A 22189-nucleotide genomic window follows, 5' to 3' on the forward strand; every position below is an offset into this window, starting at 1 on the left:
TCGCCCGGCCTCTGAGGAAGACCTGATTTTGGGAGGAAACTCATGCGCAAGAAACTACTGGGCCTGACGGTTGCGGCATTCGCCGTTCTCACCGGCTTCGCCCATGCACAGGAAGAGAAGAAGGTGACGATCGGCGTCTCGATCCCCGCGGCCAGCCACGGCTGGACGGCCGGCGTGATCTTCCATGCCGAGCGTGTCGCCAAGCTCCTGATGGCGAGCCATCCGGGCCTCAACGTCGTCGTCAAGACGTCGCCGGACCCGGCAAGCCAGGCGAATGCCGTGCAGGACCTTGCAACGCAGGGCATCGATGCGCTCGTCATCCTGCCGACGGATCCCGATCCGCTGGTCAACGCCATCAAGGAAATCAAGGACAGTGGCACCTTCGTCGCGCTGGTCGACCGTGCGCCGAGCACGAACGACAATTCCGTGCGTGACCTCTATGTCGCCGGCAACAACTTCGCGCTCGGCCAGACGGCCGGCGAATACATCAAGGCCACGACGCCGGAAGCCGAGGTCGTCGTCATCCGCGGCATGCCGATCCCGATCGACCAGGAGCGCCAGGACGGTTTCGACAAGGGCATCGAAGGCTCGAGCGTGAAGGTTCTCGATCGCCAGTACGGCAACTGGAACCGCGACGACGCCTTCAAGGTCATGCAGGACTATCTCACCAAGTACCAGAAGATCGACGTCGTCTGGTGCCAGGACGACGACATGGCCGTCGGCGTCCTGCAGGCCATCGAGCAGGCCGGCCGCACGGACATCCAGTATGTCGTGGCCGGTGCCGGCTCGAAGGACATGATCAAGAAGGTCATGGACGGCGACAAGATGATCCCGGTCGACGTGCTCTATCCGCCGGCGATGGTGGGCACTGCGCTCGAAATGACGGCCGCCAACTTCTACGGCCAGGTCCCGGTCCGCGGCGTCTACACGATCGACGCGACGCTGGTGACGAAGGACAACGCGAAGGACTTCTACTTCCCGGATTCCCCGTTCTGACCTGACGGAAACGAGCCGCCCGGGACATGATGGCCCGGGCGGTTTGACAACGACAGTTCCTCATTCTCTTCCGCCATCCTCGGGCTTGACCCGGGCATCCAGGTCGCGGGCGTGGTGTGGATGGTCGGGTGAAGCCCGACCATGACGGAGGAGAAGGGTACTCGCCTTGCAAATCGGCATTGCCCACCCCGCCAAACGCCGATAGCTTTCCACGCGCTGCGGTACGTACCGCAAGAATATCGTCGGCCGCCCGCAAGGTGCGGCCCGGTCCATGGGAGGACGCCACAGATGAAGACGATCAAGGGCCCGGCCCTGTTTCTCGCCCAGTTCGCCGGTGATGCCGCGCCGTTCAATTCCTGGGATTCGATCACCAAATGGGCCGCCGACATCGGCTACAAGGGCGTGCAGGTCCCGAGCTGGGATGCGCGCCTCATCGACCTCAGGAAGGCCGCCGAATCCAAGGCCTATTGCGACGACTTCGCCGGCAGGGCGCGCGAGAACGGCGTCGAGATCACCGAACTTTCCACCCATCTGCAGGGCCAACTCGTCGCGGTGCATCCGGCCTACGACGAGGCGTTCGACGGTTTTGCGGCGCCGGAAGTGCGCGGCAACCCGAAGGCACGGCAGGAATGGGCGGTGGAGCAGGTGAAGATGGCGCTGACGGCCTCGCGGCATCTCGGCCTCGATGCCATGGCCAGCTTTTCCGGCGCGCTCGCCTGGCCCTTCGTCTATCCCTGGCCGCAGCGCCCGGCAGGCCTCGTCGAGACCGCCTTCGACGAACTGGCCAGGCGCTGGAAGCCGATCCTCGACCATGCGGAAGAAAACGGCGTCGACGTCTGCTACGAGATCCATCCCGGCGAGGACCTGCATGACGGCATCACCTACGAGATGTTCCTGGAGCGCACCGGCAACCATGCCCGGGCCTGCATGCTCTACGATCCGTCGCATTACGTGCTGCAATGCCTCGACTATCTCGACAATATCGACATCTACAAGGACCGCATCCGCATGTTCCATGTGAAGGATGCCGAGTTCAACCCGACGGGCCGGCAGGGCGTCTATGGCGGCTACCAGGGCTGGGTGAACCGCGCCGGCCGCTTCCGCTCGCTCGGCGACGGCCAGGTCGATTTCGGCGCCGTCTTCTCCAAGATGGCGGCCAACGACTTTGCCGGCTGGGCCGTGGTGGAATGGGAATGTGCGCTGAAGCATCCGGAGGATGGCGCGCGGGAAGGCGCGGAATTCGTCAAGGCGCATATCATCCGCGTCACGGAAAAGGCTTTCGACGATTTTGCCGACGGCGGCACGGACCAGGCGGCCAACCGGCGCATGCTGGGGCTTTGAGGGCTGCCCCTCACCCTAATCCCCTCCCCGCAGGCGGGGAGAGGGAAGGTGCCCCACGAATGGCTATTGTATGAGGAAGACGGCGCGGCATATCCCCTTCGCCCCGCTTGCGGGGAGAAGGTGGCCGGCAGGCCGGATGAGGGGCACCCGCCCCGGAGACACTGTAGGAGGAAACCCATGGCAATCGAAGGAAGCGCCAGCGAGGCGCGGGAGGGCCGCATCCGGCTCGGCATGGTCGGCGGCGGCTCGGGCGCGTTCATCGGCGCGGTGCACCGCATCGCGGCTCGGCTCGACGATCACTACGAACTCGTCGCCGGTGCGCTGTCGTCTTCGCCGGAAAAGGCGGCGCAGTCGGCCCGCGAGCTCGGGCTCGATCCCGCGCGCAGCTACGGCAGCTTCAAGGAAATGGCAATCCGCGAGGCGAAGCTGAAGAACGGCATCGAGGCGGTGGCGATCGTCACGCCGAACCATGTGCATTACGAGGCGGCGAAGGAATTCCTGAAGCGCGGCATCCATGTCATCTGTGACAAGCCGCTGACCTCGACGCTCTCGGATGCGCGCAAGCTGAAGAAGCTGGCGGAGGAGAGCGATGCGCTCTTCGTTCTGACGCACAACTATACCGGCTATCCGATGGTCCGCCAGGCGCGGGAGATGGTGGCCAATGGCGATCTCGGCGCGATCCGGCTCGTGCAGATGGAATATCCGCAGGACTGGCTGACGGAGGACATCGAGTCGGGCGGCCAGAAGCAGGCGGCCTGGCGCACCGACCCCTCGAAATCGGGTGCCGGCGGCTCCACCGGCGACATCGGCACGCATGCCTACAATCTCGGCTGCTTCGTCTCCGGGCTGGAGCTCGCCGAGCTTGCCGCGGACCTCGACAGTTTCGTGCCGGGCCGCCGTCTCGACGACAATGCCCATGTGATGATGCGCTTCAAGGAAAAGGACGGGGTTGCCGCCAAGGGCATGCTCTGGTGCAGCCAGGTGGCCCCGGGCCACGAGAACGGGCTGAAGGTGCGCGTCTATGGCACCAAGGGCGGTCTCGAATGGGTGCAGGCCGATCCGAACTACCTCTGGTACACGCCCTTCGGCGAGCCGAAGCGCCTGATTACCCGGGGCGGTGCCGGCTCCGGCGCGGCGGCCGCGCGCGTCAGCCGCGTGCCCTCCGGTCATCCGGAAGGCTATCTCGAAGGCTTCGCCAACATCTATTCCGAAGCCGCCCGGGCCATCCATGCCAAGCGCAAGGGCGCGCCGGTCGATCCCGCCGTCACCTATCCGACGGTGGATGACGGCCTCAAGGGTATGCTTTTCGTCGATGCCTGCGTCCAGTCGTCGAAGAAGAACGGGGCCTGGGTCAAGGTCTGAGGTTTTCGCCGGATTGCCGCCCTCCGCGGCGGCCGGCGCCTTTCAGGCGAAAATGCTGCCGAGGCGGATCACCAGTTTCTTGTCGAACAGCTGGCCCCGGTCGAACATCCAGTTCAGCGCGTCGCGCGTGGTCCACGGCCGCTTGTAGGGGCGGGTGCTCGTCAGGGCCTCGAAGACGTCGCAGACCGTGGCAAGACGGATTTCCGGGCTCAGCTTGTCGGCCTTGAGGCCGAGCGGATAGCCGCTGCCGTCCAGGGCTTCATGATGGTAGCGGCAGATATCGAGCACGAGGTCGGAGACGTTGGCCTGCTCCTTCAGCAGGCGGTATCCGAGTTCGGGGTGGCCGCGCACCAGACGTCTTTCTTCGCTGTCCAGCCGGCCGCTCTTGTTGAGAACGGCGTTCGGGATCATCAGCTTGCCGACGTCGTGCAGCAGGCCGGCCACGCCGAGTTCGCGCACCGCGCTTTCATCATGGCCGAGCATGCGGGCAAGGCGCATCATGAGGGCGCTCACCGCCAGCGAATGCACATAGGTCCCCTCGTCCTTCGTCTTCAGGCGCGTGACCTTCAGGAAGACATCGGGGGCGGCGTCGATGCGGTCGGATATCTCGTCGGCGACCGGCGACAGCGCGTCGATTTCAAGCTGGCCCGTTCGCGCGGCGTCGAAACTGTTGCGCAGCGAGCGGGTTGATTGCGCCACCGTCTCCAGCGTGCGTCCGCGCTCTTCGGCGGCCTGCGCGGCAGGCGCTATGCCGGTGGCGAGGTCAATGTCCACGGTGCTCTTCTGCGGATTGACCAGGGCATAGGCGGCGGAGGTCGCCAGGATGGCCCGTACGGTTTCGTCGGACTGGATGAGGAAACGTCGCCCGGAGAATTCGGCGTTCGGGCATTCCAGCGATTCCACGAACATGCCCTTCCGCACGAGATGCTTCGCAATTCGTCGTACCACGCCAGTGCCTCCATCCCGGGCTATCGGCAGTTTAGAGGGCAAGTCCCTAAGTCTTGTTTAAGCAATCCCTGTTTAAGGGCGGCTTTGGAGTCGGCCGCTTCCAGGCGTAAAACCTGGTTCCGGATCCGAAAAAACATTGATTTTTGCGATCCGGAATCATACTGCAACGTTGCAGTAACAAGATTCACACCATTCGCTGCGCGTGAGAGACGAAAATGAACGATCCCAGAATCCTGGCCGGCCGGTTTCCCGACGACTTCGTGTTCGGCGTGGCGACAGCCGCCTTCCAGATCGAGGGCGCTGCGAAGATGGATGGCCGCAAGCCTTCGATCTGGGACGCGTTTTCCAACATGCCGGGCCGTGTTTATGGCCGTCACAATGGCGACGTGGCCTGCGATCACTACAACCGTTTGGAGGAGGATCTCGATCTCATCCAGTCGCTCGGCGTGTCGGCCTACCGGTTCTCCATCGCCTGGCCGCGCATCATTCCCGAAGGCACCGGCCCGGTGAACGAGAAGGGGCTGGATTTCTACGATCGCCTCGTGGACCGCCTCAAGGCACGCGGCATAAAGGCCTTCGCCACGCTCTATCACTGGGACCTGCCGCTGATGCTGGCCGGTGACGGCGGCTGGACGGCGCGGCAGACGGCCTATGCCTACCAGCGCTACGCGAAAACCGTGATCGCCCGGCTCGGCGACCGGCTGGATGCGGTGGCGACCTTCAACGAGCCATGGTGCTCCGTCTGGCTCAGCCATCTCTACGGCATTCATGCGCCGGGCGAGCGCAACATGGATGCGGCGCTCCATGCCCTGCATTTCACCAACCTGGCGCATGGCCTCGGCGTCGCGGCGATCCGTGCGGAGCGCCCGCAGCTTGCCACCGGCCTCGTCCTGAATGCGCATTCCATCCATGCCGGCAGCGATGGCGAGGCAGACCAGGCGGCGGCAGCGCGCGCCTTCGACTTCCACAATGGCGTCTTCTTCGGCCCGGTCTTCAAGGGAGACTATCCCGAAAGCTTCCTCTCGGCGCTCGGCGTCCGCATGCCGATCATCGAGCCGGGCGACATGGAGACGATCAGCCAGCCGCTCGACTGGTGGGGGCTCAACTACTACACGCCGATGCGGGTTTCGCACGATCCGGCGGAGGGCGCCGAATTCCCCGCGACCGTGCCCGCGCCGCCGGTCGCCGACATCAGGACGGATATCGGCTGGGAGGTGTTTGCGCCGGCGCTCGGTGACCTCATCCGCAAGCTCAACGCGGATTACGCGCTGCCCGCCTGCTACATCACGGAAAACGGTGCCTGCTACAATATGGGCGTCGAGAACGGCGCGGTCGACGACCAGCCGCGCCTCGACTATATCGCCGAGCATCTCGGCATCACCGCGGACCTCATCCGCGAAGGGTATCCGATGCGCGGTTATTTCGCCTGGAGCCTGATGGACAACTTCGAATGGGCCGAGGGCTACCGGATGCGCTTCGGCATCGTGCATGTCGACTACGAGACCCAGCTCCGCACGATCAAGAAGAGCGGCAGGTGGTATGCCGAACTCGCCGGCGCGTTTCGCAAGGGCAGGCATCGGGCCGCCTGAAACCGCCATCTGCCTTGCATTGTCGCGCGCGACGTAAAGGATTCATAACGGTTCTGCCGCATCATCGCCGCTTGGTCGGAGAAGACGATGCTGCGGCTAGCGCGCCACCTTTCAGGCATGATCGGCGCCCGACGACTTGCGGTCGTTCTGGGTGTGCTCGCCTCCTTTGCCGTCGTGGTCAGCCTTGCCACTGTCCTCGTCATGATGGCGCTCGGGTTCCTCGCGAACCGGGCGAACGAACTCGACGAGGAGCGCACGCGCCAGACCGTGTTCGGCGCGCTCTCCACCATGCGCAATTCCATGGTGACCACCGTGCGTGACTATGCCGTCTGGGACGATGCGGTCGCGGCCGTCTATGGCACGACCGACATGCCCTGGCTCATCGCCAATATGGGCCTTGCCACGGAGGGCGGGCCGCTTTTCGATACGGTTTTCCTGGTCGACGAGACGGGCAGGACGATGCTCGCCTATCGCAACGGTGCGCCCGTTAAGGCCGATGCACGCAGCTATGGCGGCGCCGCCTTCCTGGAGATGCACCGCAAGATCCTGCGCGCCGGGCTGGAGCCGGGCGCGGAACTCGGCGTCTTCCTGCAAACGCCGGATGGACCCGCGGTCGGTGCCGCCTCCGCCATCCGGCCGGTTTCCAGCGCGGTCGAGGCTCCGTCGGAGGCGTTGCGCACGCTCTTCATCATCCGCCACCTGACACCCGCCCGCATTTCCCGCATTGCCGACAACTTCCTGATCTCGGGCCTGTTGCTGGCGGAATCGGCTCCTTCGAGCGGGCCTGCCGTGCCCCTTGCCGATCCGGACGGAAAGACCCTCGGCTTCCTCTCCTGGACGCCGGATGCGCCGGGTAACCAGAGCTATGCGCAGGTGCGCCCGCTCGTGCTTCTGGCGCTCGCCGGAGTCGTCGTCTTCTTCGCGCTCCTCGTGCTGACCGGCGCCGCCTTCGCCATACGCCTCAAGGCGGATGAAAACACGGCGCGGACCCAGGCTCTCACCGACAGGCTCAGCGGCCTCAAAAACCGCACCGGCCTCTATCTCGGCCTTGACGAGCTGACCGCCCGCGCGAGGGCGGAGGAGCGCGACGTCGTGATGCTCTATCTCGATCTCGACGGCTTCAAGGACGTCAACGATTTTTACGGCCACGCGGTCGGCGACAGGCTGATCCGCGGGGTTTCGGCCGGGCTTTCCCGTCTCGTCCCGGCCAAGGCCATGCTGGCGCGCATCGGCGGCGACGAGTTCGCCATCGCCTTCATCGACAGGCCCGACGGGCCGGAAGCCGAGCGCCTCACCCGGTCCATCCTGGATTTCTTCTCCGAACCCTTCGCGATCGGCGAGCGCGTCGCCGTCGTCGGCGCCAGCATCGGCATTGCCGTCTCGCGCAAGGGGGCGGTCGGGGGCGAGGAGCTTCTGCGCCGGGCGGATGTCGCCATGTACCGGGCCAAGCATGCCGGCCGCGGCCGTGCGATGCACTATGAGACGCTGATGGACGACGACCGCGACGAACGGCGGGAAATGGAGGAGGCGCTGAGGGCTGCGGTGGCACGCGGCGAGATCGACGTCGTGTTCCAGCCGATCGTCGGGGCACGGAGCCGGACGATCTGCGGCGTCGAGGCGCTTGCCCGGTGGTATCGCGGCGGAACGAAGCCGGTGCCGCCGGGTGTCTTCATTCCGCTGGCGGAGGCGACCGGCATCATCGATGCACTCGGCCCGCTCATCCTCAGGCGGGCCTGCGCGGCGGTGCGCAACTGGCCGGACATCGATATTTCGATCAACGTCTCGCCGGCGCAGTTCCGCAATCCCTATTTCCCCGATCAGGCGCTCGGCATCATCGCGGAGGCCGGTATCGCGCCGTCCCGTGTCACGCTGGAGATCACCGAGGGCTACTTTATCCAGAATCCCGGCCGTGCGAAACTCGTCATGGACCGGCTGAAGGCCGGCGGCGTGCGCATCGCGCTCGATGATTTCGGTGCCGGCTTTTCCAGCATCGGCTATCTCATCCGCTTCGGCTTCGACCGCATGAAGATCGACCGCTCGCTCACCGTTGCCGGGGAACAGTCGCCGAAGGGCGGGGCGATGCTGCAGGCGACGGTGGCGCTCGCCGCCTCCTTCGATATGCCGGTAACGGCCGAGGGGGTGGAGACGGCCGAGCAGGCGGCCTTCCTGCATCTGTGCGGCTGCGACCAGCTGCAGGGCTATTTCTTCGGCAAGCCGATGAGCGAGAGGGCGATAAGCGACCTGCTGGCCCCGCCCGTCGACGTCGAGGCCGCGGCCGGTTGATTATTTGCCGAGGTGACGCTCGCCGCGCTTCCTTGCAAGATCCATCTGCATCTGCCGCTGGCGGAAGCGCAGGCGATCCTCCTCGCTGCGCGTTGCATGACAATGCGGACAGGAGACGCCGGCCTCGTAGAGCGGCGAGGCGATCTCTTCCGCGGTCAACGGATGGCGGCAGGCGCGGCAGAGCTTGTGCTCGCCCTCTTCCAGGCCGTGAAGAACGGAGACGCGCTCGTCGAAGACGAAGCAGGCGCCTTCCCAGAGGCTGTCCTCCGCCGGCACCTCCTCGAGATATTTCAGGATGCCGCCCTTGAGGTGGTAGACCTCGTCGAAGCCCTGTTCCTTCATGAAGGCGGTCGCCTTTTCGCAGCGGATGCCGCCGGTGCAGTACATGGCGATCTTCGGCTTGTTGTGCAGGCCGGTATTGCCCCGCACCCAGTCCGGGAACTCGCGGAACGTCTTCGTGTTCGGGTCGACCGCGCCCTTGAACATGCCGATCGCCGTCTCGTAGTCGTTGCGCGTGTCGATGACGATGGTATCGGGATCGGAGATCAGCGCGTTCCAGTCCTCAGGCGCCACATAGGTGCCGACGGAGCGCGTGGGGTCGATGTCCTCGACGCCCATGGTGACGATTTCCTTCTTCAGCCGCACCTTCATGCGCAGGAAGGGCATTTCGGCCGCATGGCTCTCCTTGTGCTCCAGCGCGGCAAACTCCGGCTGGCTGCGCAGGAAGGCGAGCACCCGGCGGATGCCATCGGCCGGACCGGCGATCGTGCCGTTGATGCCCTCGTGGGCGAGCAGCAGCGTGCCGCGCACGCCGTTCTCCTCGCAGAGCGCCTGCAAGGGCGCGCGCAGCGCGGCAAAGCGCGGAACCGCGACGAAGTGATAGAGCGCGGCGACAAGAAAGCCGCTGGCGGGGACGGGCGAGGAAATCTCTTGGGTCATGGCCGCCACATACAACCTCGCGGCTTTTCAGGCAATGCGGCGCGGCGGCTCAGGCGAGCTGGTGCAGCCGCGCGCCATCGCTGATGCCGAGCGCCATGGACTGGTTGGAATACTGGCTTTCGCCCGTCACTTCCCGCCCCACCCAGTTGGGCAGCTCCGGTTCGTCATGGATCGAGGCTAGCTCGACCTCGGCGATCACAAGCCCGCGATGGGCGCCTTCATAGACGTCGACTTCCCAGATGTGGCCCTCATGCGGCACCTTGTAGCGGACCTTCCGGATGACATTGCCGATGGCATGGCGCAGCATGTCCTCGGCCTCGTCGCGGTCGATCTCGAATTCGTATTCGTCGCGCACCAGCGCGGTATGCCCGACCTTGAGGGTGATGCGTGCCTGCCCGTTGCCGTAGATGCGGACCCGTAGCGACCGGTCGTCCTGGGCGACAATATAGGCCTGCCGGATGGCGATGCCTTCGTCTGCGAAGGTGCGCCACCGCTGGCCCGACACCAGGAACTTCCGCTCGATCTCTTTCGCCATAGGCTCGCTTTCGCTGTTGGAGATGGGCTTGGGCGAGGGGAAGACTTGCACGATAAGTCTGTCATGACAAGAGAAGCCTTCATGCTTTAGGCTCGACACGACGTCGCAGACGCGCTATTCGGATCTCAATTCAATCGTTTTAAAAGGTCGTGCCATGAGCGAGAAGAACGCCAAGCTCCTTTCCGTCCTGAAGCTGCAGCCGGTTGTGCCGGTGCTGGTCATCGATGACCTTTCGACCGCCGTTCCCCTGGCGCGCGCCCTGGTGGCGGGCGGCCTCAAGGCCATCGAGATCACGCTGCGCACGCCCGCCGCGCTGGAAGCGATCCGTGCGGTCGCCAACGAGGTCGAGGGCGCCGTCGCCGGCGCCGGCACGATCCTCAATGCCGCACAATTCGAGGCGGCGGTCGAGGCAGGCTCGCAGTTCATCGTCAGCCCCGGCACGACGCAGGAGCTGATCGACGCGGCTGCCGACAGCGATATCCCGCTGCTGCCGGGTGCCGCCACGGCCAGCGAGGTCATGGGCCTTCGCGAAGAGGGCTACCAGGTGCTGAAGTTCTTCCCGGCCGAGCAGGCCGGTGGCGCCGCCTACCTGAAGTCGCTGTCCTCGCCGCTGGCCGGTACGCTGTTCTGCCCGACGGGCGGCATTTCGCTTGCCAATGCCCGCGACTATCTCTCGCTCCCCAATGTCGTCTGCGTCGGCGGCTCCTGGGTGGCGCCGAAGGACCTCGTCGCCAAGGGCGACTGGGCGGGCATCACGAAGCTCGCCGCGGAAGCGGCGGCGCTGAAGGGCTGAGGCAGGTTCAGCGGATTTGCAGACGGGCGGCCCTTGGTCGCCCGTTATGCGTTTGTAATTGCGGTCGTGCATTCCTATCTTGCCTTGCTGTCGGCCCTTGCGATGACAAGAGAACAAGCGAAACGGAGACCGCCCATGTTTGACGCCAAGAAGTTGCTTGACCAGTTCCTCGGTTCCCAGGTGCCCGGCGCCGGCGGGTCCGTGCGCGACCGTGCCGGCCAGGTGACGCAGCTCGCCAAGGACAACCCGCTTGCCGCCATCGCGATTGCCGGCGTCCTGCTCGGAACGGATGGCGGGCGCAAGGTCGCCGGTTCCGCGCTCAAGCTCGGCAGCCTCGCCGCCATCGCCGGCCTCGGCTACCAGGCCTACAAGAACTACAAGGCCGGCCAGAACCCGGTCGAGACCACGCAGGGCACGACACCGGAACTCTTGCCGCCGCCGACCGATTCCGGTTTCCATCCCGAGGCCGTCAGCACCGACTTCGCCCTCATCCTCGTGCGCGCCATGATCGCCGCCTCGCGCGCCGACGGCCATATCGACGAGGCCGAACGCGCCCGCATCATGGACAAGCTGAAAGTGTCCGGCCTTGGCGCCGACGCGGCGCAGTTCCTTGAGGACGAGCTTGCCAATCCGGTGGACCTCGACGCGATCATCGGGGCGGCGAAGACCGAGGAGCAGCGCGTCGAGCTCTACACCGCCTCGCGCCTCGCCATCGAGCCGAAGTCGCGCGCCGAACGCGGTTATCTCGACCTGCTCGCCGGCCGCCTCGGCCTGCCGGACGCGCTGGTCGACCATATCGAGGCGACGGTTTCCGCCGCCACCGTCTGAACCTTTCGGGGGCGGCCGAACGCCGCTCCCCGTTTTGCGCATTGCGCGGGCAGGGCGCCTGCTCTATCCCTTCGGCAAGACCGAAGGAGAATTCTCATGCGCGATCTCAAAGACTGGAAAGGGTGCCCGCCACCGGCGCCCGTCGTCCTCGAAGGGCGCACCGTGCGTCTGGAGCCCTATGAGCGCGCGAAACATCTCCAGGCGCTCTGGGATGCGTTCGGCGGCATGCAGATCAATCCGCTGCTGCGCTATTTCACGCAGGCCGATTTTGCCGGCATCGAGGATTTCGACGCCTGGTCGGAATCGGTCATCAAGTCCGGCTGGGTGCGCGAGGTCATCATCGACAAGGCGGCCGGCAAGGTCGTCGGCATGGCGCATTACATGCGGCCCGATCCGGCGAACGGCGTCGTCGAGATCGGCGGCATCGCCCATGGCGGCGGCATGTCCCGTTCGCCGCTTTCCACCGAGGCGCAATACCTGCTCGCCAGGCATGTCTTCGAGGATCTCGGCTATCGCCGCTACGAGTGGAAGTGCCACAACGGCAACGAGGCCAGCAAGCGCACCGCCGCCCGCCTCGGCTTCACCTTCGAGGGTGTCTTCCGCCAGCACATGCTGTCCAAGGGCGAGAACCGTGACACCGCCTGGTTCTCGATCATCGACGGCGAATGGCCTGTTCTTGCCAAGGCCTTCGACGCCTGGCTCTCGCCCGGCAATTTCGATGCCGGCGGCCAGCAGAAACGTCGCCTCGAAGACATCCGCGCCGAGATCAAGGCGGGCGCGGCATGAGCGGGGAGCGCAAGGGCAAGTCGCCGGCGCTGGCAGCGCTCTTCATCCTGCTCGGAACGGGCGTGGTGTTCTATTTCCTGCCGCGCGCAATGATCGCGCTCGGCGACGTCTCGCCGTGGCTGGCGGGCGTCTTCGGCACGCTGCTCGTGCTCGGTTTCTTCCTGCTCTTCTGGCTCCGGGCGCGCTACCAGCGCAGCCGCGGCAATTAGCGCGGCTGTCTCAGCCCTGCAACGCGGCGCCGAGCAGCAGCAATCCCAGCACCATGACCAGCGCGGCGCCGCCGATCTCGATGGCGCTGCCGACGCGGGCGGCCGCCGCGCCGTTGCCGGCGAAACGCACGGCCGCGCCCTTGGCCGTGACGGCGAGGGTGGCGAGGATGGAGACGGTGATGGCCGTGCCGATCGACATGGCGACGACGGCGAGCACGCCGCCGAGATAGAGACCGTTCAGAAGCGCGAAGCTGAGCACGATCAGCGCGCCCGAGCAGGGCCTGAGGCCCACGGCGACGATGGCCGACCAGGCCTCGCGCAGCGCAAAGCGTTCGCCCTTCAGCAGCGAGGGATCCGGCGCGTGGGCATGGCCGCAGGTCGAGCAGATTTCACCGGCATGGTGGTGGTGGTGCGCATGGCCATGATTGTGCACCTCGACCGCCTGGGCGCCGAGCGCCGAGGCCCGGCGTTCCGCCGGCCGCAGCTTCCTGAAGAGCAGCCAGGCGCCGAAAAGGGCGATGAGGGCATAGCTGCCGATTTCGAGCGCCCGGGTGGCATCGGTCATCGAGACCGTGGTGCCGCGCAGAAAGAGATAGGCCGCGCCGACGAGCAGGATGGCGACGATGCCCTGCAGCATCGAGGAAAGGAAGGAGAGCAAGACGCCGCGCTTCAGCTCGACCTCGTTCGCCAGCATGTAGGAGGAGATGACGGCCTTGCCGTGGCCGGGGCCGGCGGCATGGAAGACGCCGTAGGCGAAGGAGAGGCCGACCAGCGTGGAGGCCGCCCAGGGATTTTCGCGCATCTCCTTCAGTGCGCCGGTCATGGCGCGGTAGAAGCCCTGCTGCTGCGCGTTGATCCAGCCGAACAGGCTGCCGAAGGTGCCCGTCGTGTTGAAGCCGGGTTCGGCCGAGCCGATACCGAGCGGCGACTGGGCGTGGGCAAGGCCGGCGGCCGCGGCGATCGCGAGCGTCAGCGTGAGAAGGGCGAGAGCCCGGCTGCGGGTCAGCATGTCAGCTCCAGACGGGTGGCGAAGAGTTTCGACATGTCGGTGCCGGCCGGGTCGTTGAAGAAGGCTTCTGTCAGGCTGTCCTGGTTCTGGGCGAGCACCTCGTCCGGGTCCGGCCGCACGACGGCCCGCTTGCAGGCGGCGAACTTGTCGCCGACGGCGATGAGGTCGTCATCCGAGGCGAAGTCCATCGCGGCATACATGGTGGGATCGTAGACGCCGAAGGTGAGCTTGCCCTTGAGCGGCATGGCCTCGCCCGGCTTGACGGTGAAGAACATCAGCAGCTGGCCGTCCTTGTAGTCGACGTTGATCGCGTCGGGCTTGGCGACCTTGATGGTTTTGCCGTCTTCGGTGATCGTAGTGTAGTAGCTGAACTCTTCCAGCGATTCGAGAACGGTCTGGCCGACTTCGGCCAGCTCGTCCGGGTCGAGTTCGGCGTTGCTGTTCTTGTCGAAGTCCATCACGACGCTGGCCGAGAACATCTCGTCGAAACGCCAGACATTGCGCAGTTCGCTGACCGTACCGTCCTCGCCGGCCACCACCTCCAGCCGCGCCTCCGCGAAGATATGCGGATGGGCGAGGGCCGCAGCCGGGGCGATGATGGCTGCTCCGGCAACGAGGAGGGGGAGGAATCGCATGGGGTATGTCCTCTCGCGGCGGCGTTCAGAATCGACCGGTTGAATGTAACGCAAATGGGTCGGAATTGGGACCTCTCCTCGGCCGCCTCAAGCCTCGATGCCGGGATTGCGGCGGAACCAGCCGTGCAGGAAATCGACGAAGGTGCGCACCTTCGCCGGCAGGTAGCGGCGGTGCGGATAGATCGCGTAGATGCCGCGGTCCGTCGGCAGGTAATCCTCCAGGATCGAGACGATCCTGCCGCTGTCGAGGCAATGGCGGGCGATGAAGGCCGGCACCTGCGCGACGCCGAGGCCGCTCGCCGCCGCGCGCACCGCCGCCGTCGGGCTGTTCACCTCGATATGGCCGCCGACCGGCACGGAAAAGCCCGTGCCCTTCTCGTCGATGAAGCGCCAGTTGCTGTGCGACTTGCCGTTGGTGTCGATGATGCAGGGCAGGCGGGCGAGGTCGCTTGGATGGTTGATTGGGCCGACCCGTTCGAGAAATTCCTCGCTCACGCAGATCTTCAGGTAGAAATCGCCAAGCTTGCGCGCGATGAGGGCGGAATCCTCGAGCCGCGTGATGCGGACGGCGACGTCGAAGCCTTCCTCGACGAGATCGACGAAACGGTCGTCCGAGACGATTTCCAGCGACAGTTCCGGATGCTCCTTGCCGAAATCGATGAGCGACTGGCCGATATCGGCGTCGACGAAGGTGCGCGGGGCGGAGACTTTCAGCTTGCCGCGCAGGTCCGTGTTCTTCTCGCGCACGAGATCGGCAAGGTTGTCGATCTCCTTCAGGATGTCGGAGGCGGTGCGGTAATAGGTATGGCCGGCCTCGGTCATCGAGAACTGGCGGGTCGTGCGATTGAGCAGCAGCGTGCCGAGTTCGTCTTCCAGTTCGCGCACATATTTCGAAAGCAGCGCCTTGGACCGGCCGGTCTTGCGCGAGGCGGCGGAGAAGCCTTCGGCATCGACGACGTCGATGAAGGCGCGAATTCGGGTCAGAGTATCCATGTGTCCCCATTCGGCTGCGGCCGAAACGGTGGCCGGTGCGTTATCAACATGCTCTAGAAAACCAGTCCGGCGAATGTCGTGGCTGCCGGAATATTTTCAATAGCGTTCCGCAAAAAACCTCTTGATTACGACAGCGATTCTTCTTATCTCCCGCCTTGCCCAAAGTCGCACGTGCCTGTGGGTGTCCGCCGACCCTCGAATTGGTGAGGAAATCGGTAAGGTACCTGGAATTAACCCCTCCAGTCGTTTCTCCGGCCAACCGGAAGAGCGAGGACATCTTGAAGCAACGACGGTGCGGGCCTTTCTGGTGTCTGCCGGCTTTCCAACAGCCGGGGTTACTGAAGAGGCACACCTTCATTGCCGGACGTGCGGTCGGGTTCTCCCACCAATCCATGGCAGACAAAGCCGAATTGAAGCCTAGGCGGGCTTCGGTTCACCGTTCGCGCATGATGCGCATGCTTGGTTCCGGGGTCTCCACCGGCTGGTTCCAGAGCGTGCCTGCATTCTGCCCTTTGTCCTCCGGGTTTTCCCGGAGCAACCTGGATATGGGGAATACCGAGATGACCTCTGCACGTATTATCGACTTCCTGAACACCCGACGTCCCGACGGCCCGTGCCTCGTGGTCGACCTCGATGTCGTGCGCGACAATTTCAAGGCATTCCGCCACGCGCTGCCCGACAGCGCCATCTACTATGCCGTCAAGGCCAATCCTGCGCCGGAAATCCTGCGCCTGCTCGCCTCCATGGGCTCCAACTTCGATTGCGCGTCCGTCGCCGAGATCGAAATGGCGCTCGACGCCGGCGCGACCGCTTCCCGCATCTCCTTCGGCAACACGATCAAGAAGGAGCGCGATGTCGCCAAGGCGCATGCGCTCGGCGTCTCGCTCTTCGCCGTCGACAGCCATGAGGAAGTCGAGAAGATTTCCCGTGCCGCGCCTGGCGCGCGCGTGTTCTGCCGCGTTCTGACGGATGGCGAAGGTGCCGAATGGCCGCTGTCGCGCAAGTTCGGCTGCGTGCCGCAGATGGCCGTCGACGTGCTCGTCTACGCCCACCAGCTGGGCCTGACGTCCTACGGCGTGTCCTTCCATGTCGGCTCGCAGATGACGAAGCTCGATGCCTGGGATTCGGCGCTTGCCGATGCCAAGCGCGTCTTCGTGCAGCTTGCCAAGCAGGGCATCGAGCTGAAGATGGTCAACATGGGCGGCGGCTTCCCGACGAAGTACCTGCGCGACGTTCCGTCCGCCGAAGCCTATGGCCAGGCGATCTTCGGCGCGTTGAAGAAGCACTTCGGCAACCAGATCCCGGAAACCATCATCGAGCCGGGCCGCGGCATGGTCGGCAATGCGGGTGTGATCAAGGCGGAAGTCGTTCTCGTCTCGAAGAAGTCCGACAACGACAACCACCGCTGGGTCTTCCTTGACATCGGCAAGTTCGGCGGTCTCGCCGAGACGATGGACGAGGCGATCCGCTACCCGATCCGCACCGTGCGCGATCAGGACGAGATGGAGCCCTGCGTGCTCGCCGGCCCGACCTGCGATTCGGCCGACGTGATGTACGAGAAGAACATGTATCCGCTGCCGATCACCCTTTCGATCGGCGACGAGGTCCTGATCGAGGGCACCGGCGCCTACACGACGACCTATTCGGCCGTCGCCTTCAACGGCTTCGAGCCGCTCAAGGCCTACGTCATCTGACCACCCGGCGCTCCCGTCCCTGCGGGAGCGCCGGCCTTCACAATTCGTTCCGGATACCGTTTGAATCGGTTTTGAGTGCGGGAGGCCCAGAGATGGCCACTGTTCTTGATTCTGTCCGCGCGTTCTTCGCGCATGCCGCTTTCACCATCGACCTGGAAAACAACGGCGACGTCGTTGCGCGCGAACGTCTGCTCGACCGCGTCATGGGCGAGGCTCGCTTCCGCAAGTCGTCGGAAAAGATCCGCCGGGGCCGCATGCCGGCCGAAGGCCTCGCGCTCGTCGCCCGCGATGCGGATGGCCATGTCATCGGCACCGTTCGGCTGTGGAATGTCGAGGCGGGCGTCGATCCGGACGGAAACGCCGTGCCGGCGCTGCTGCTCGGCCCGCTTGCCGTCGATTGCGAACACGAGGGCAAGGGCATCGGCGGCGCGCTGATGCGGGCGGCGATCACCGAGGCGCGGGGCCGCGGCCACGGTGCGGTGCTGCTGGTCGGCGATCCGGAATATTACGAGCGCTTCGGCTTCTTCGCCGACAAGGCGCGGCATCTCGTCATGCCTGGCCCGTTCGAGCGCCGCCGCTTCCTCGGGCTGGAGCTGAAGGACGGCTGGCTGACCGGTGCCGCCGGCGTGCTCGTCCCAAGCGGTCGCCGCCGGGTGGCGGCGGAGCTGCGCAAGGCGGCCTGAGGACGGGGCCGGCAACCTGCCGGCCCTTTACCGTTTGATACGTGTCATTGTTTTAATTGGATGATCGTCAAGATTGGCGCGAATATCGCGCCAATCTTCCCATTCGCCTGCCGCTGTTTGATCCATCTCAAAGGAGCGTCGCACCCTGCCGCTCCATAGTCGCCCTCGCAAAGACGAGTCGCGTTTGATGGAGAGACGACATGAAGGGAAATTGGATGGGGCGTGCCGCCCTTGCCGCCGGTCTGGCGCTGCTGGCTGGGCAGGCGTTTGCTGCCGATCTTGAGGAGCGCATGGCGCCGTCGGAGGCGACCGTTGATTTCGCGGCGCAGAGCCCCTGGCAGATCCGCGTGCGCGGCCTCGGCGTCATCACGAACGATTCCGGCTCGGTGAACGGTATCCCGGGTTCCGACCTCTCCTATACGGATACGGTCATTCCGGAGCTCGACATCTCCTATTTCTTCACCGACAACATCGCGGCCGAACTCATTCTCGGCACGACCTATGCGAATGTCCATGCGGACGGCGCGATCGAGGGCCTCGGCAAGGTGGGCAAGGCCTGGCTGCTGCCGCCGACGGTGACCCTGCAATATCACTTCACCGATTTCGGCGCCTTCAAGCCCTATGTCGGCGCCGGGGTGAACTACAGCCTTTTCTATGAACAGTCCGGCTCGGGCAGGTTCTCCAATCTCGACATCGAGAACAAGGTGGGCGCGGCCCTGCAGGTCGGCTTCGACTATATGCTGGACGACCACTGGGGCGTGAACTTCGACGTGAAGAAGATCTTCCTCGAGCCCAAATGGAAGGTCGATTTCGACGGCGCGCCGCTCACCGGCAAGGCGAAGCTCAATCCTTGGCTCGTCGGTGCCGGCGTCACCTACCGCTTCTGACGGTGGGATTCCGAAGCGCCCGCCCGCCGCCCGGCAGGGTGGGCGCCTTCAACATTGCGTGAAAGCCGGCGATCGGTCATGAATTCGCGCCGGCCTGCGCCTATGTGCCATGACATGAGGACGCACGCTCTTATCGCCGGACTTTCGCTCGCGCTCGCCATCTCGTCGCCGCCTGCCGTTCATGCGCAGCAACCGGCCGTCGTGCAGCCGGCGCAGACGATTGCCGAGACGCTGGAGGCTGCCGCCGCGCTGTTGCAGCTAAGAGCCGTCGTCGTGGCGCGGGACGGCGAGATCGTCGCCGAGCGGGGCTATGGCGGCCATACGCCGGCCGAAAGCACCAATATCAAGTCCGCTTCCAAATCGATCATCTCCGCCCTTGTCGGCATCGCGATCGACAAGGGCCTGCTGGAAGGCGTCGACCAGCCGATCGCGCCCATCCTTTCCGGCGACCTGCCGGCGGAACGCGATCCGCGGCTCGATCGCATCACGATCGGCCATCTCCTCTCCATGCAGGCGGGGCTGGATCGCACCTCCGGCGGCAATTACGGGCGCTGGATCGCCAGCCGCAACTGGGTACGTGCCGCGCTCGCCATGCCCTTCGTCGACGAGCCGGGCGGCCGCATGCTCTATTCGACCGGCTCCACGCATCTGCTTTCGGCCATCCTGACGAAGGTCGGCGGCAAATCCACCCTGCAGCTTGCGCGCGACTGGCTGGAGCCGGTCGAGGGCTTTCGCATCGGAGCCTGGGACCGCGACCCGCAGGGCGTCTATCTCGGCGGCAACCAGATGGCGATGAGCACCCGCTCGCTGCTGGCCTTCGGCGAGCTCTATCGCAATGGCGGGCGCACGGCAAAGGGCGAGCAACTCGTGCCGGAAGACTGGATCCGCCGGTCCTGGACGTCGCGCACCAATTCCCGCTTCTCCAACGACGGCTACGGCTATGGCTGGTTCGAACGCGTGATCGCCGGCAGGACGGTCCATTTCGCCTGGGGTTTTGGCGGCCAGATGCTCTATGTCGTGCCCGATCTCGGCCTGACGGTCGCCATGACCTCCGACGAGAGCGGGCCGTCCGCGCGCTCCGGCTACCGCGACGAGCTGCACGACCTCCTGGCGAAGATCATCGGCACGGCGGAGGGCTGAGGCTGCCAGGTCGCCGCGCGGCGGTGAAAGGCAAGGCATCCGGCAAGCGCCGGCAGCGTGCCGCAGACGCGGTCGAGCCGGCGGCGGATTTGACAGAAGGCCGGCAAGGCCTTATGTGCGAGGGCAAGGGTGAGAGCCCCTGCCGTCCGCGAGCGCAAGCTTTGGTGAAGTCTCTCCTTCGGAAAATCGGTCTTCCAGCATCAGGCATGCGAACCGGTGGCAATGCGGGCTCCCTCCGAAAAGACGCATGCACCGACTGGAGATTCGACATGCGTTCATCATCGACGCCCCTTCCATCGCTTGACGCCCTGAAAGACCAGGCAAAGCGGCTGCGCGCCCGCTTTTGCGAGGACGGCCAGGCCCTTTCCCATTCGCGCGCCCTTGAACTCGTCGCCGCCCAATACGGCTTTCGCGACTGGAACACGCTGAATGCGGCGGCCGGCAACCGGCCGCCGTTCAATCCGTGGATGCTTGGCGCGCGCGTGCGCGGCCACTATCTCGGCCAGCCTTTCGACGCGCAGGTGCTGGGCGTGCAGGCGCTGACCGGTCAGCCTGGCCGTTACCGCATGGTGCTGCATTTCGACGAGCCGGTCGATGTGGTGACCTTCGACAGCTTTTCCGCTTTTCGCCAGCGCGTGCATTGCACCGTCGATGAAACGGGCAGGACCATGGAAAAGACCTCGAACGGCCGGCCGCATCTCGAACTCGAATGGTGAGGCCTTTCGGCTTCATGCAAAAGCGTGAAGACAAAGAATTGCAGCGTTTTCGCGATTCGAAGAAAAGCGGGAATGGTCTAAAACGAACCGGCAAACCGCACTGCAAGGCCGTCGATCTTGAAATCGGCGGCCTTGTCGTTTTCGCGGCGCACGAGATGGCTGTATTCCAGCGCCATCGTTGCGCCCCTGGGCAGCGTATAGGTCAGCGTGGCGGCGACCGACTTCGTGCGCGTGCGGTAGTCGTAGTAGAGCCAGTCGCTATAGGCCTGCTCGTAGGCGAGTGTCAGCTTCAGCTTTTCCGTCACCGCCTTTTCCAGCGAAAGGCCGACCGTGCGCACATCCTCGGCGAGCGGATCGTCGATATCGACGAGGCGGAGGTCGCGTGCCAGTTTTGCCTTCAGCACGGCCTTGTGCGGCAATTGCCAGGTCGCCTCGCCCTTGAAGAAGGGACGGGCGCGTTCGACGGTCGTGCCGAGATAGGGGCTGGCGATGCCGACGACGCCGGCCTCGGCCATCAGGGTGATGCCGTTGCCGTAGGCCCGGCCATAGGCGAGCGACCCGCGCAACGTTTCGGCCGGAAATCGACCGAACGTCCTGCGCTCGGAGCCGGCAATGCGGCTCGCCCTGTATTGCAGCGTGGCGCCCGCCTCGCCGCCGAGCAGCGGACGGATCTGGCCGCCTGTGAGGTCGAGCAGGCTGTAGCCGGCGTCGAGCTGGGTCGGCTTCAGGCCGGCAAGCGTGAAATGCGCCTTGCCGCGGTCAAGGTTCGAGAGGGTCGCGGTCAGGTGGTTGCGGCCACCCCAATGGTCGACCGTCAGGCCGGCGCCCGCCGTCGCGAAGACATCGTCCTTGTGATAGCCGATCAACGCACCGGGCAGGGCGAGAAAGATATCGCCCGTGCGCCGGTGCTCAAGTCCGCCCTTCAGGGTGAGCTTCGCCGACTTGCTGAGATCATGGGCGTAGCCGAATTCGATCCCGGCCGTGCGTTGGTCCGCGAAACGATATTTCGGCACACGCCGGGCACTCATGTTCAGCGCGTAGGCGAACTGGGAGTCCTCCAGCGCCAGACTGCCGCGCAAGCCGAATTTCGCCTCGCCGAAGGCGGCCGAAAGATGGGTCGGATCCTGAAAAATATTCGACGTCCAGCCCATGCCGGTCTTGTAATCGACGGTTGAATCGGCTTTTGCCGGGTTGTGTCCGGCCAGCATCGCAGCTGCACAAACGAAGCCACCAAGAAAGCGCATCAGATCCTGTTCCTGTCCGTTTCTGGAACAGAATCCTAGGGTTGCATGGTTAAAAATTCCCTCAATGGTTGATATTAAACTTGATAGCGCAATTTATGCTACCTGAAATTGATTTTGGTTGGGAATTGTTAAACTTTTCTACGTTATGGTTAACTCTTTGCTATGATTGGGAAATCGGGTTGAGTAAATCGATGCTTATATTACCTTCGATTGCGTACCAGAGAGGTACACAACCGAAGGAGAGAGAGCATGAACAAGACCCGCATCATCGCCATCGCAACCGTCTTCGCAATCGCTGGCGCAGGCCAGGCATCGGCCAGTGGCCTGCTTGGCGGCCTCGGCATCCTGAACAACAACAAGACGGGCAGCGTGGTGATCGCCCCGAGTGTCGGCGTCGGCGAAATTCTCAGCGACAACGATAACAACAAAGTGCTGAACGGCGTGCTCAACGGCACCCTGTCGGGCATCCTCAACGGCAATACGCTGGGCATTCTCGGCGGCAGCGACTGCGGCTGCAAGAAGCGCAAGCACTGACCGCACCATCCCGCCCTTGCGGTCCGTGGGCCCGGGAGAGCGCTG

The 22189-nt window shown here is 64.8% G+C and carries 22 protein-coding genes; 15 read left to right on the forward strand and 7 right to left on the reverse strand.

The genetic code is table 11. The features are described from left to right. Positions 1-42 precede the first annotated feature (42 nt). The 3 genes from MUU56_RS15565 (at position 43) to MUU56_RS15575 (ending at position 3699) form a co-directional block, all read left to right on the forward strand. Complete coding sequence (locus MUU56_RS15565; protein WP_244768210.1) at positions 43-996, forward strand: substrate-binding domain-containing protein; 954 nt, start codon at positions 43-45, stop codon at positions 994-996. A gap of 288 nt (positions 997-1284) precedes the next feature. After that, the gene (locus MUU56_RS15570) at positions 1285-2337 is read left to right on the forward strand and encodes a sugar phosphate isomerase/epimerase family protein (protein WP_244768211.1); all 1053 of its coding nucleotides are present in this window, start codon (positions 1285-1287) and stop codon (positions 2335-2337) included. 177 nt (positions 2338-2514) lie between these two features. Then, entirely contained in the window at positions 2515-3699 is a 1185-nt protein-coding gene (locus tag MUU56_RS15575; RefSeq protein WP_244768212.1) for a Gfo/Idh/MocA family protein, read from the forward strand. 42 nt (positions 3700-3741) lie between these two features. Here the strand turns inward: MUU56_RS15575 and MUU56_RS15580 are convergent, their stop codons facing one another. Continuing rightward, positions 3742-4647 carry an HD-GYP domain-containing protein gene (locus tag MUU56_RS15580; protein WP_244768213.1) on the reverse strand — a complete coding sequence of 302 codons (906 nt, stop codon included), beginning with the start codon at positions 4645-4647 and terminating at the stop codon, positions 3742-3744. Between the two features lie 215 nt (positions 4648-4862). On the opposite strand from MUU56_RS15580, the gene MUU56_RS15585 reads away from it, so the two are divergent. Continuing rightward, a complete protein-coding gene (locus MUU56_RS15585; protein ID WP_244768214.1) occupies positions 4863-6236 on the forward strand; it encodes a GH1 family beta-glucosidase in 1374 nt (457 codons plus the stop codon). A gap of 87 nt (positions 6237-6323) precedes the next feature. After that, a complete protein-coding gene (locus MUU56_RS15590) occupies positions 6324-8519 on the forward strand; it encodes a putative bifunctional diguanylate cyclase/phosphodiesterase (RefSeq protein WP_244768215.1) in 2196 nt (731 codons plus the stop codon). Here MUU56_RS15590 and trhO read toward each other — a convergent pair whose 3' ends face one another. After that, the gene (gene trhO, locus MUU56_RS15595) at positions 8520-9458 is read right to left on the reverse strand and encodes an oxygen-dependent tRNA uridine(34) hydroxylase TrhO (protein ID WP_244768216.1); all 939 of its coding nucleotides are present in this window, start codon (positions 9456-9458) and stop codon (positions 8520-8522) included. Between the two features lie 49 nt (positions 9459-9507). Next, positions 9508-9993 carry a CYTH domain-containing protein gene (locus tag MUU56_RS15600; RefSeq protein WP_244768217.1) on the reverse strand — a complete coding sequence of 162 codons (486 nt, stop codon included), beginning with the start codon at positions 9991-9993 and terminating at the stop codon, positions 9508-9510. A gap of 154 nt (positions 9994-10147) precedes the next feature. Here MUU56_RS15600 and MUU56_RS15605 point away from each other — a divergent pair, with 154 nt between their 5' ends. From MUU56_RS15605 to MUU56_RS15620, 4 genes are all read left to right on the forward strand, one after another. Beyond that, positions 10148-10786 carry a 2-dehydro-3-deoxy-phosphogluconate aldolase gene (locus MUU56_RS15605; RefSeq protein ID WP_244768218.1) on the forward strand — a complete coding sequence of 213 codons (639 nt, stop codon included), beginning with the start codon at positions 10148-10150 and terminating at the stop codon, positions 10784-10786. Positions 10787-10921: 135 nt separating this feature from the next. Then, entirely contained in the window at positions 10922-11614 is a 693-nt protein-coding gene (locus MUU56_RS15610; RefSeq protein ID WP_244768219.1) for a tellurite resistance TerB family protein, read from the forward strand. A 96-nt stretch (positions 11615-11710) separates the two neighbouring features. Continuing rightward, positions 11711-12400, forward strand: coding sequence for a GNAT family N-acetyltransferase (locus tag MUU56_RS15615; RefSeq protein ID WP_244768220.1), 690 nt, complete (start codon positions 11711-11713; stop codon positions 12398-12400). Next, complete coding sequence (locus MUU56_RS15620; protein WP_244768221.1) at positions 12397-12609, forward strand: hypothetical protein; 213 nt, start codon at positions 12397-12399, stop codon at positions 12607-12609. The genes MUU56_RS15615 and MUU56_RS15620 overlap by 4 nt, the downstream gene beginning before the upstream one ends. Before the next feature lie 10 nt (positions 12610-12619). Here MUU56_RS15620 and MUU56_RS15625 read toward each other — a convergent pair whose 3' ends face one another. The 3 genes from MUU56_RS15625 to MUU56_RS15635 form a co-directional block, all read right to left on the reverse strand. Further along, a complete protein-coding gene (locus MUU56_RS15625; RefSeq protein ID WP_244768222.1) occupies positions 12620-13618 on the reverse strand; it encodes a nickel/cobalt transporter in 999 nt (332 codons plus the stop codon). Further along, on the reverse strand, positions 13612-14253 hold the full coding sequence (locus MUU56_RS15630) for a DUF1007 family protein (RefSeq protein WP_244768223.1): 642 nt from the start codon (positions 14251-14253) through the stop codon (positions 13612-13614). Before MUU56_RS15630 ends, MUU56_RS15625 begins: the two co-directional genes overlap by 7 nt. An 87-nt stretch (positions 14254-14340) precedes the next feature. Next, positions 14341-15246 carry a LysR family transcriptional regulator gene (locus MUU56_RS15635; protein ID WP_244768224.1) on the reverse strand — a complete coding sequence of 302 codons (906 nt, stop codon included), beginning with the start codon at positions 15244-15246 and terminating at the stop codon, positions 14341-14343. A gap of 560 nt (positions 15247-15806) precedes the next feature. Between MUU56_RS15635 and odc2 the strand changes: the two genes are divergently transcribed. The 5 genes from odc2 (at position 15807) to MUU56_RS15660 (ending at position 20366) form a co-directional block, all read left to right on the forward strand. Beyond that, the gene (gene odc2, locus MUU56_RS15640; protein ID WP_244768225.1) at positions 15807-16940 is read left to right on the forward strand and encodes an ornithine/lysine decarboxylase; all 1134 of its coding nucleotides are present in this window, start codon (positions 15807-15809) and stop codon (positions 16938-16940) included. Positions 16941-17032: 92 nt separating this feature from the next. After that, positions 17033-17623: a GNAT family N-acetyltransferase gene (locus tag MUU56_RS15645; RefSeq protein ID WP_244768226.1), complete on the forward strand. Its 591-nt coding sequence runs from the start codon at positions 17033-17035 to the stop codon at positions 17621-17623. A gap of 200 nt (positions 17624-17823) precedes the next feature. Beyond that, entirely contained in the window at positions 17824-18510 is a 687-nt protein-coding gene (locus MUU56_RS15650) for an OmpW/AlkL family protein (RefSeq protein WP_244768227.1), read from the forward strand. A 114-nt stretch (positions 18511-18624) separates the two neighbouring features. Further along, positions 18625-19650: a serine hydrolase domain-containing protein gene (locus MUU56_RS15655; protein ID WP_244768228.1), complete on the forward strand. Its 1026-nt coding sequence runs from the start codon at positions 18625-18627 to the stop codon at positions 19648-19650. A gap of 269 nt (positions 19651-19919) precedes the next feature. Continuing rightward, entirely contained in the window at positions 19920-20366 is a 447-nt protein-coding gene (locus MUU56_RS15660; RefSeq protein ID WP_244768229.1) for a glyoxalase superfamily protein, read from the forward strand. Between the two features lie 77 nt (positions 20367-20443). On the opposite strand, the gene MUU56_RS15665 is transcribed toward MUU56_RS15660, so the two are convergent. After that, positions 20444-21610 carry a hypothetical protein gene (locus MUU56_RS15665; protein ID WP_244768230.1) on the reverse strand — a complete coding sequence of 389 codons (1167 nt, stop codon included), beginning with the start codon at positions 21608-21610 and terminating at the stop codon, positions 20444-20446. Between the two features lie 249 nt (positions 21611-21859). On the opposite strand from MUU56_RS15665, the gene MUU56_RS15670 reads away from it, so the two are divergent. Next, the gene (locus MUU56_RS15670) at positions 21860-22144 is read left to right on the forward strand and encodes a hypothetical protein (RefSeq protein ID WP_244768231.1); all 285 of its coding nucleotides are present in this window, start codon (positions 21860-21862) and stop codon (positions 22142-22144) included. The last annotated feature ends 45 nt before the right edge of the window (positions 22145-22189 follow it).

The organism is Shinella yambaruensis (assembly GCF_022899355.1).
Taxonomy (GTDB): domain Bacteria; phylum Pseudomonadota; class Alphaproteobacteria; order Rhizobiales; family Rhizobiaceae; genus Shinella; species Shinella yambaruensis.

What these genes read in the sequence shown, in the direction of transcription:
- MUU56_RS15565 (WP_244768210.1), top strand. Translation starts at nt 43, where the DNA reads ATGCGCAAGAAACTACTGGGCCTGACGGTTGCGGCATTCGCCGTTCTC.
- MUU56_RS15570 (WP_244768211.1), top strand. Translation starts at nt 1,285, where the DNA reads ATGAAGACGATCAAGGGCCCGGCCCTGTTTCTCGCCCAGTTCGCCGGT.
- MUU56_RS15575 (WP_244768212.1), top strand. Translation starts at nt 2,515, where the DNA reads ATGGCAATCGAAGGAAGCGCCAGCGAGGCGCGGGAGGGCCGCATCCGG.
- MUU56_RS15585 (WP_244768214.1), top strand. Translation starts at nt 4,863, where the DNA reads ATGAACGATCCCAGAATCCTGGCCGGCCGGTTTCCCGACGACTTCGTG.
- MUU56_RS15590 (WP_244768215.1), top strand. Translation starts at nt 6,324, where the DNA reads ATGCTGCGGCTAGCGCGCCACCTTTCAGGCATGATCGGCGCCCGACGA.
- trhO (WP_244768216.1), bottom strand. Translation starts at nt 9,458, where the DNA reads ATGACCCAAGAGATTTCCTCGCCCGTCCCCGCCAGCGGCTTTCTTGTC.
- MUU56_RS15600 (WP_244768217.1), bottom strand. Translation starts at nt 9,993, where the DNA reads ATGGCGAAAGAGATCGAGCGGAAGTTCCTGGTGTCGGGCCAGCGGTGG.
- MUU56_RS15605 (WP_244768218.1), top strand. Translation starts at nt 10,148, where the DNA reads ATGAGCGAGAAGAACGCCAAGCTCCTTTCCGTCCTGAAGCTGCAGCCG.
- MUU56_RS15610 (WP_244768219.1), top strand. Translation starts at nt 10,922, where the DNA reads ATGTTTGACGCCAAGAAGTTGCTTGACCAGTTCCTCGGTTCCCAGGTG.
- MUU56_RS15615 (WP_244768220.1), top strand. Translation starts at nt 11,711, where the DNA reads ATGCGCGATCTCAAAGACTGGAAAGGGTGCCCGCCACCGGCGCCCGTC.
- MUU56_RS15620 (WP_244768221.1), top strand. Translation starts at nt 12,397, where the DNA reads ATGAGCGGGGAGCGCAAGGGCAAGTCGCCGGCGCTGGCAGCGCTCTTC.
- MUU56_RS15625 (WP_244768222.1), bottom strand. Translation starts at nt 13,618, where the DNA reads ATGCTGACCCGCAGCCGGGCTCTCGCCCTTCTCACGCTGACGCTCGCG.
- MUU56_RS15630 (WP_244768223.1), bottom strand. Translation starts at nt 14,253, where the DNA reads ATGCGATTCCTCCCCCTCCTCGTTGCCGGAGCAGCCATCATCGCCCCG.
- MUU56_RS15635 (WP_244768224.1), bottom strand. Translation starts at nt 15,246, where the DNA reads ATGGATACTCTGACCCGAATTCGCGCCTTCATCGACGTCGTCGATGCC.
- odc2 (WP_244768225.1), top strand. Translation starts at nt 15,807, where the DNA reads ATGACCTCTGCACGTATTATCGACTTCCTGAACACCCGACGTCCCGAC.
- MUU56_RS15645 (WP_244768226.1), top strand. Translation starts at nt 17,033, where the DNA reads ATGGCCACTGTTCTTGATTCTGTCCGCGCGTTCTTCGCGCATGCCGCT.
- MUU56_RS15650 (WP_244768227.1), top strand. Translation starts at nt 17,824, where the DNA reads ATGAAGGGAAATTGGATGGGGCGTGCCGCCCTTGCCGCCGGTCTGGCG.
- MUU56_RS15655 (WP_244768228.1), top strand. Translation starts at nt 18,625, where the DNA reads ATGAGGACGCACGCTCTTATCGCCGGACTTTCGCTCGCGCTCGCCATC.
- MUU56_RS15660 (WP_244768229.1), top strand. Translation starts at nt 19,920, where the DNA reads ATGCGTTCATCATCGACGCCCCTTCCATCGCTTGACGCCCTGAAAGAC.
- MUU56_RS15665 (WP_244768230.1), bottom strand. Translation starts at nt 21,610, where the DNA reads ATGCGCTTTCTTGGTGGCTTCGTTTGTGCAGCTGCGATGCTGGCCGGA.
- MUU56_RS15670 (WP_244768231.1), top strand. Translation starts at nt 21,860, where the DNA reads ATGAACAAGACCCGCATCATCGCCATCGCAACCGTCTTCGCAATCGCT.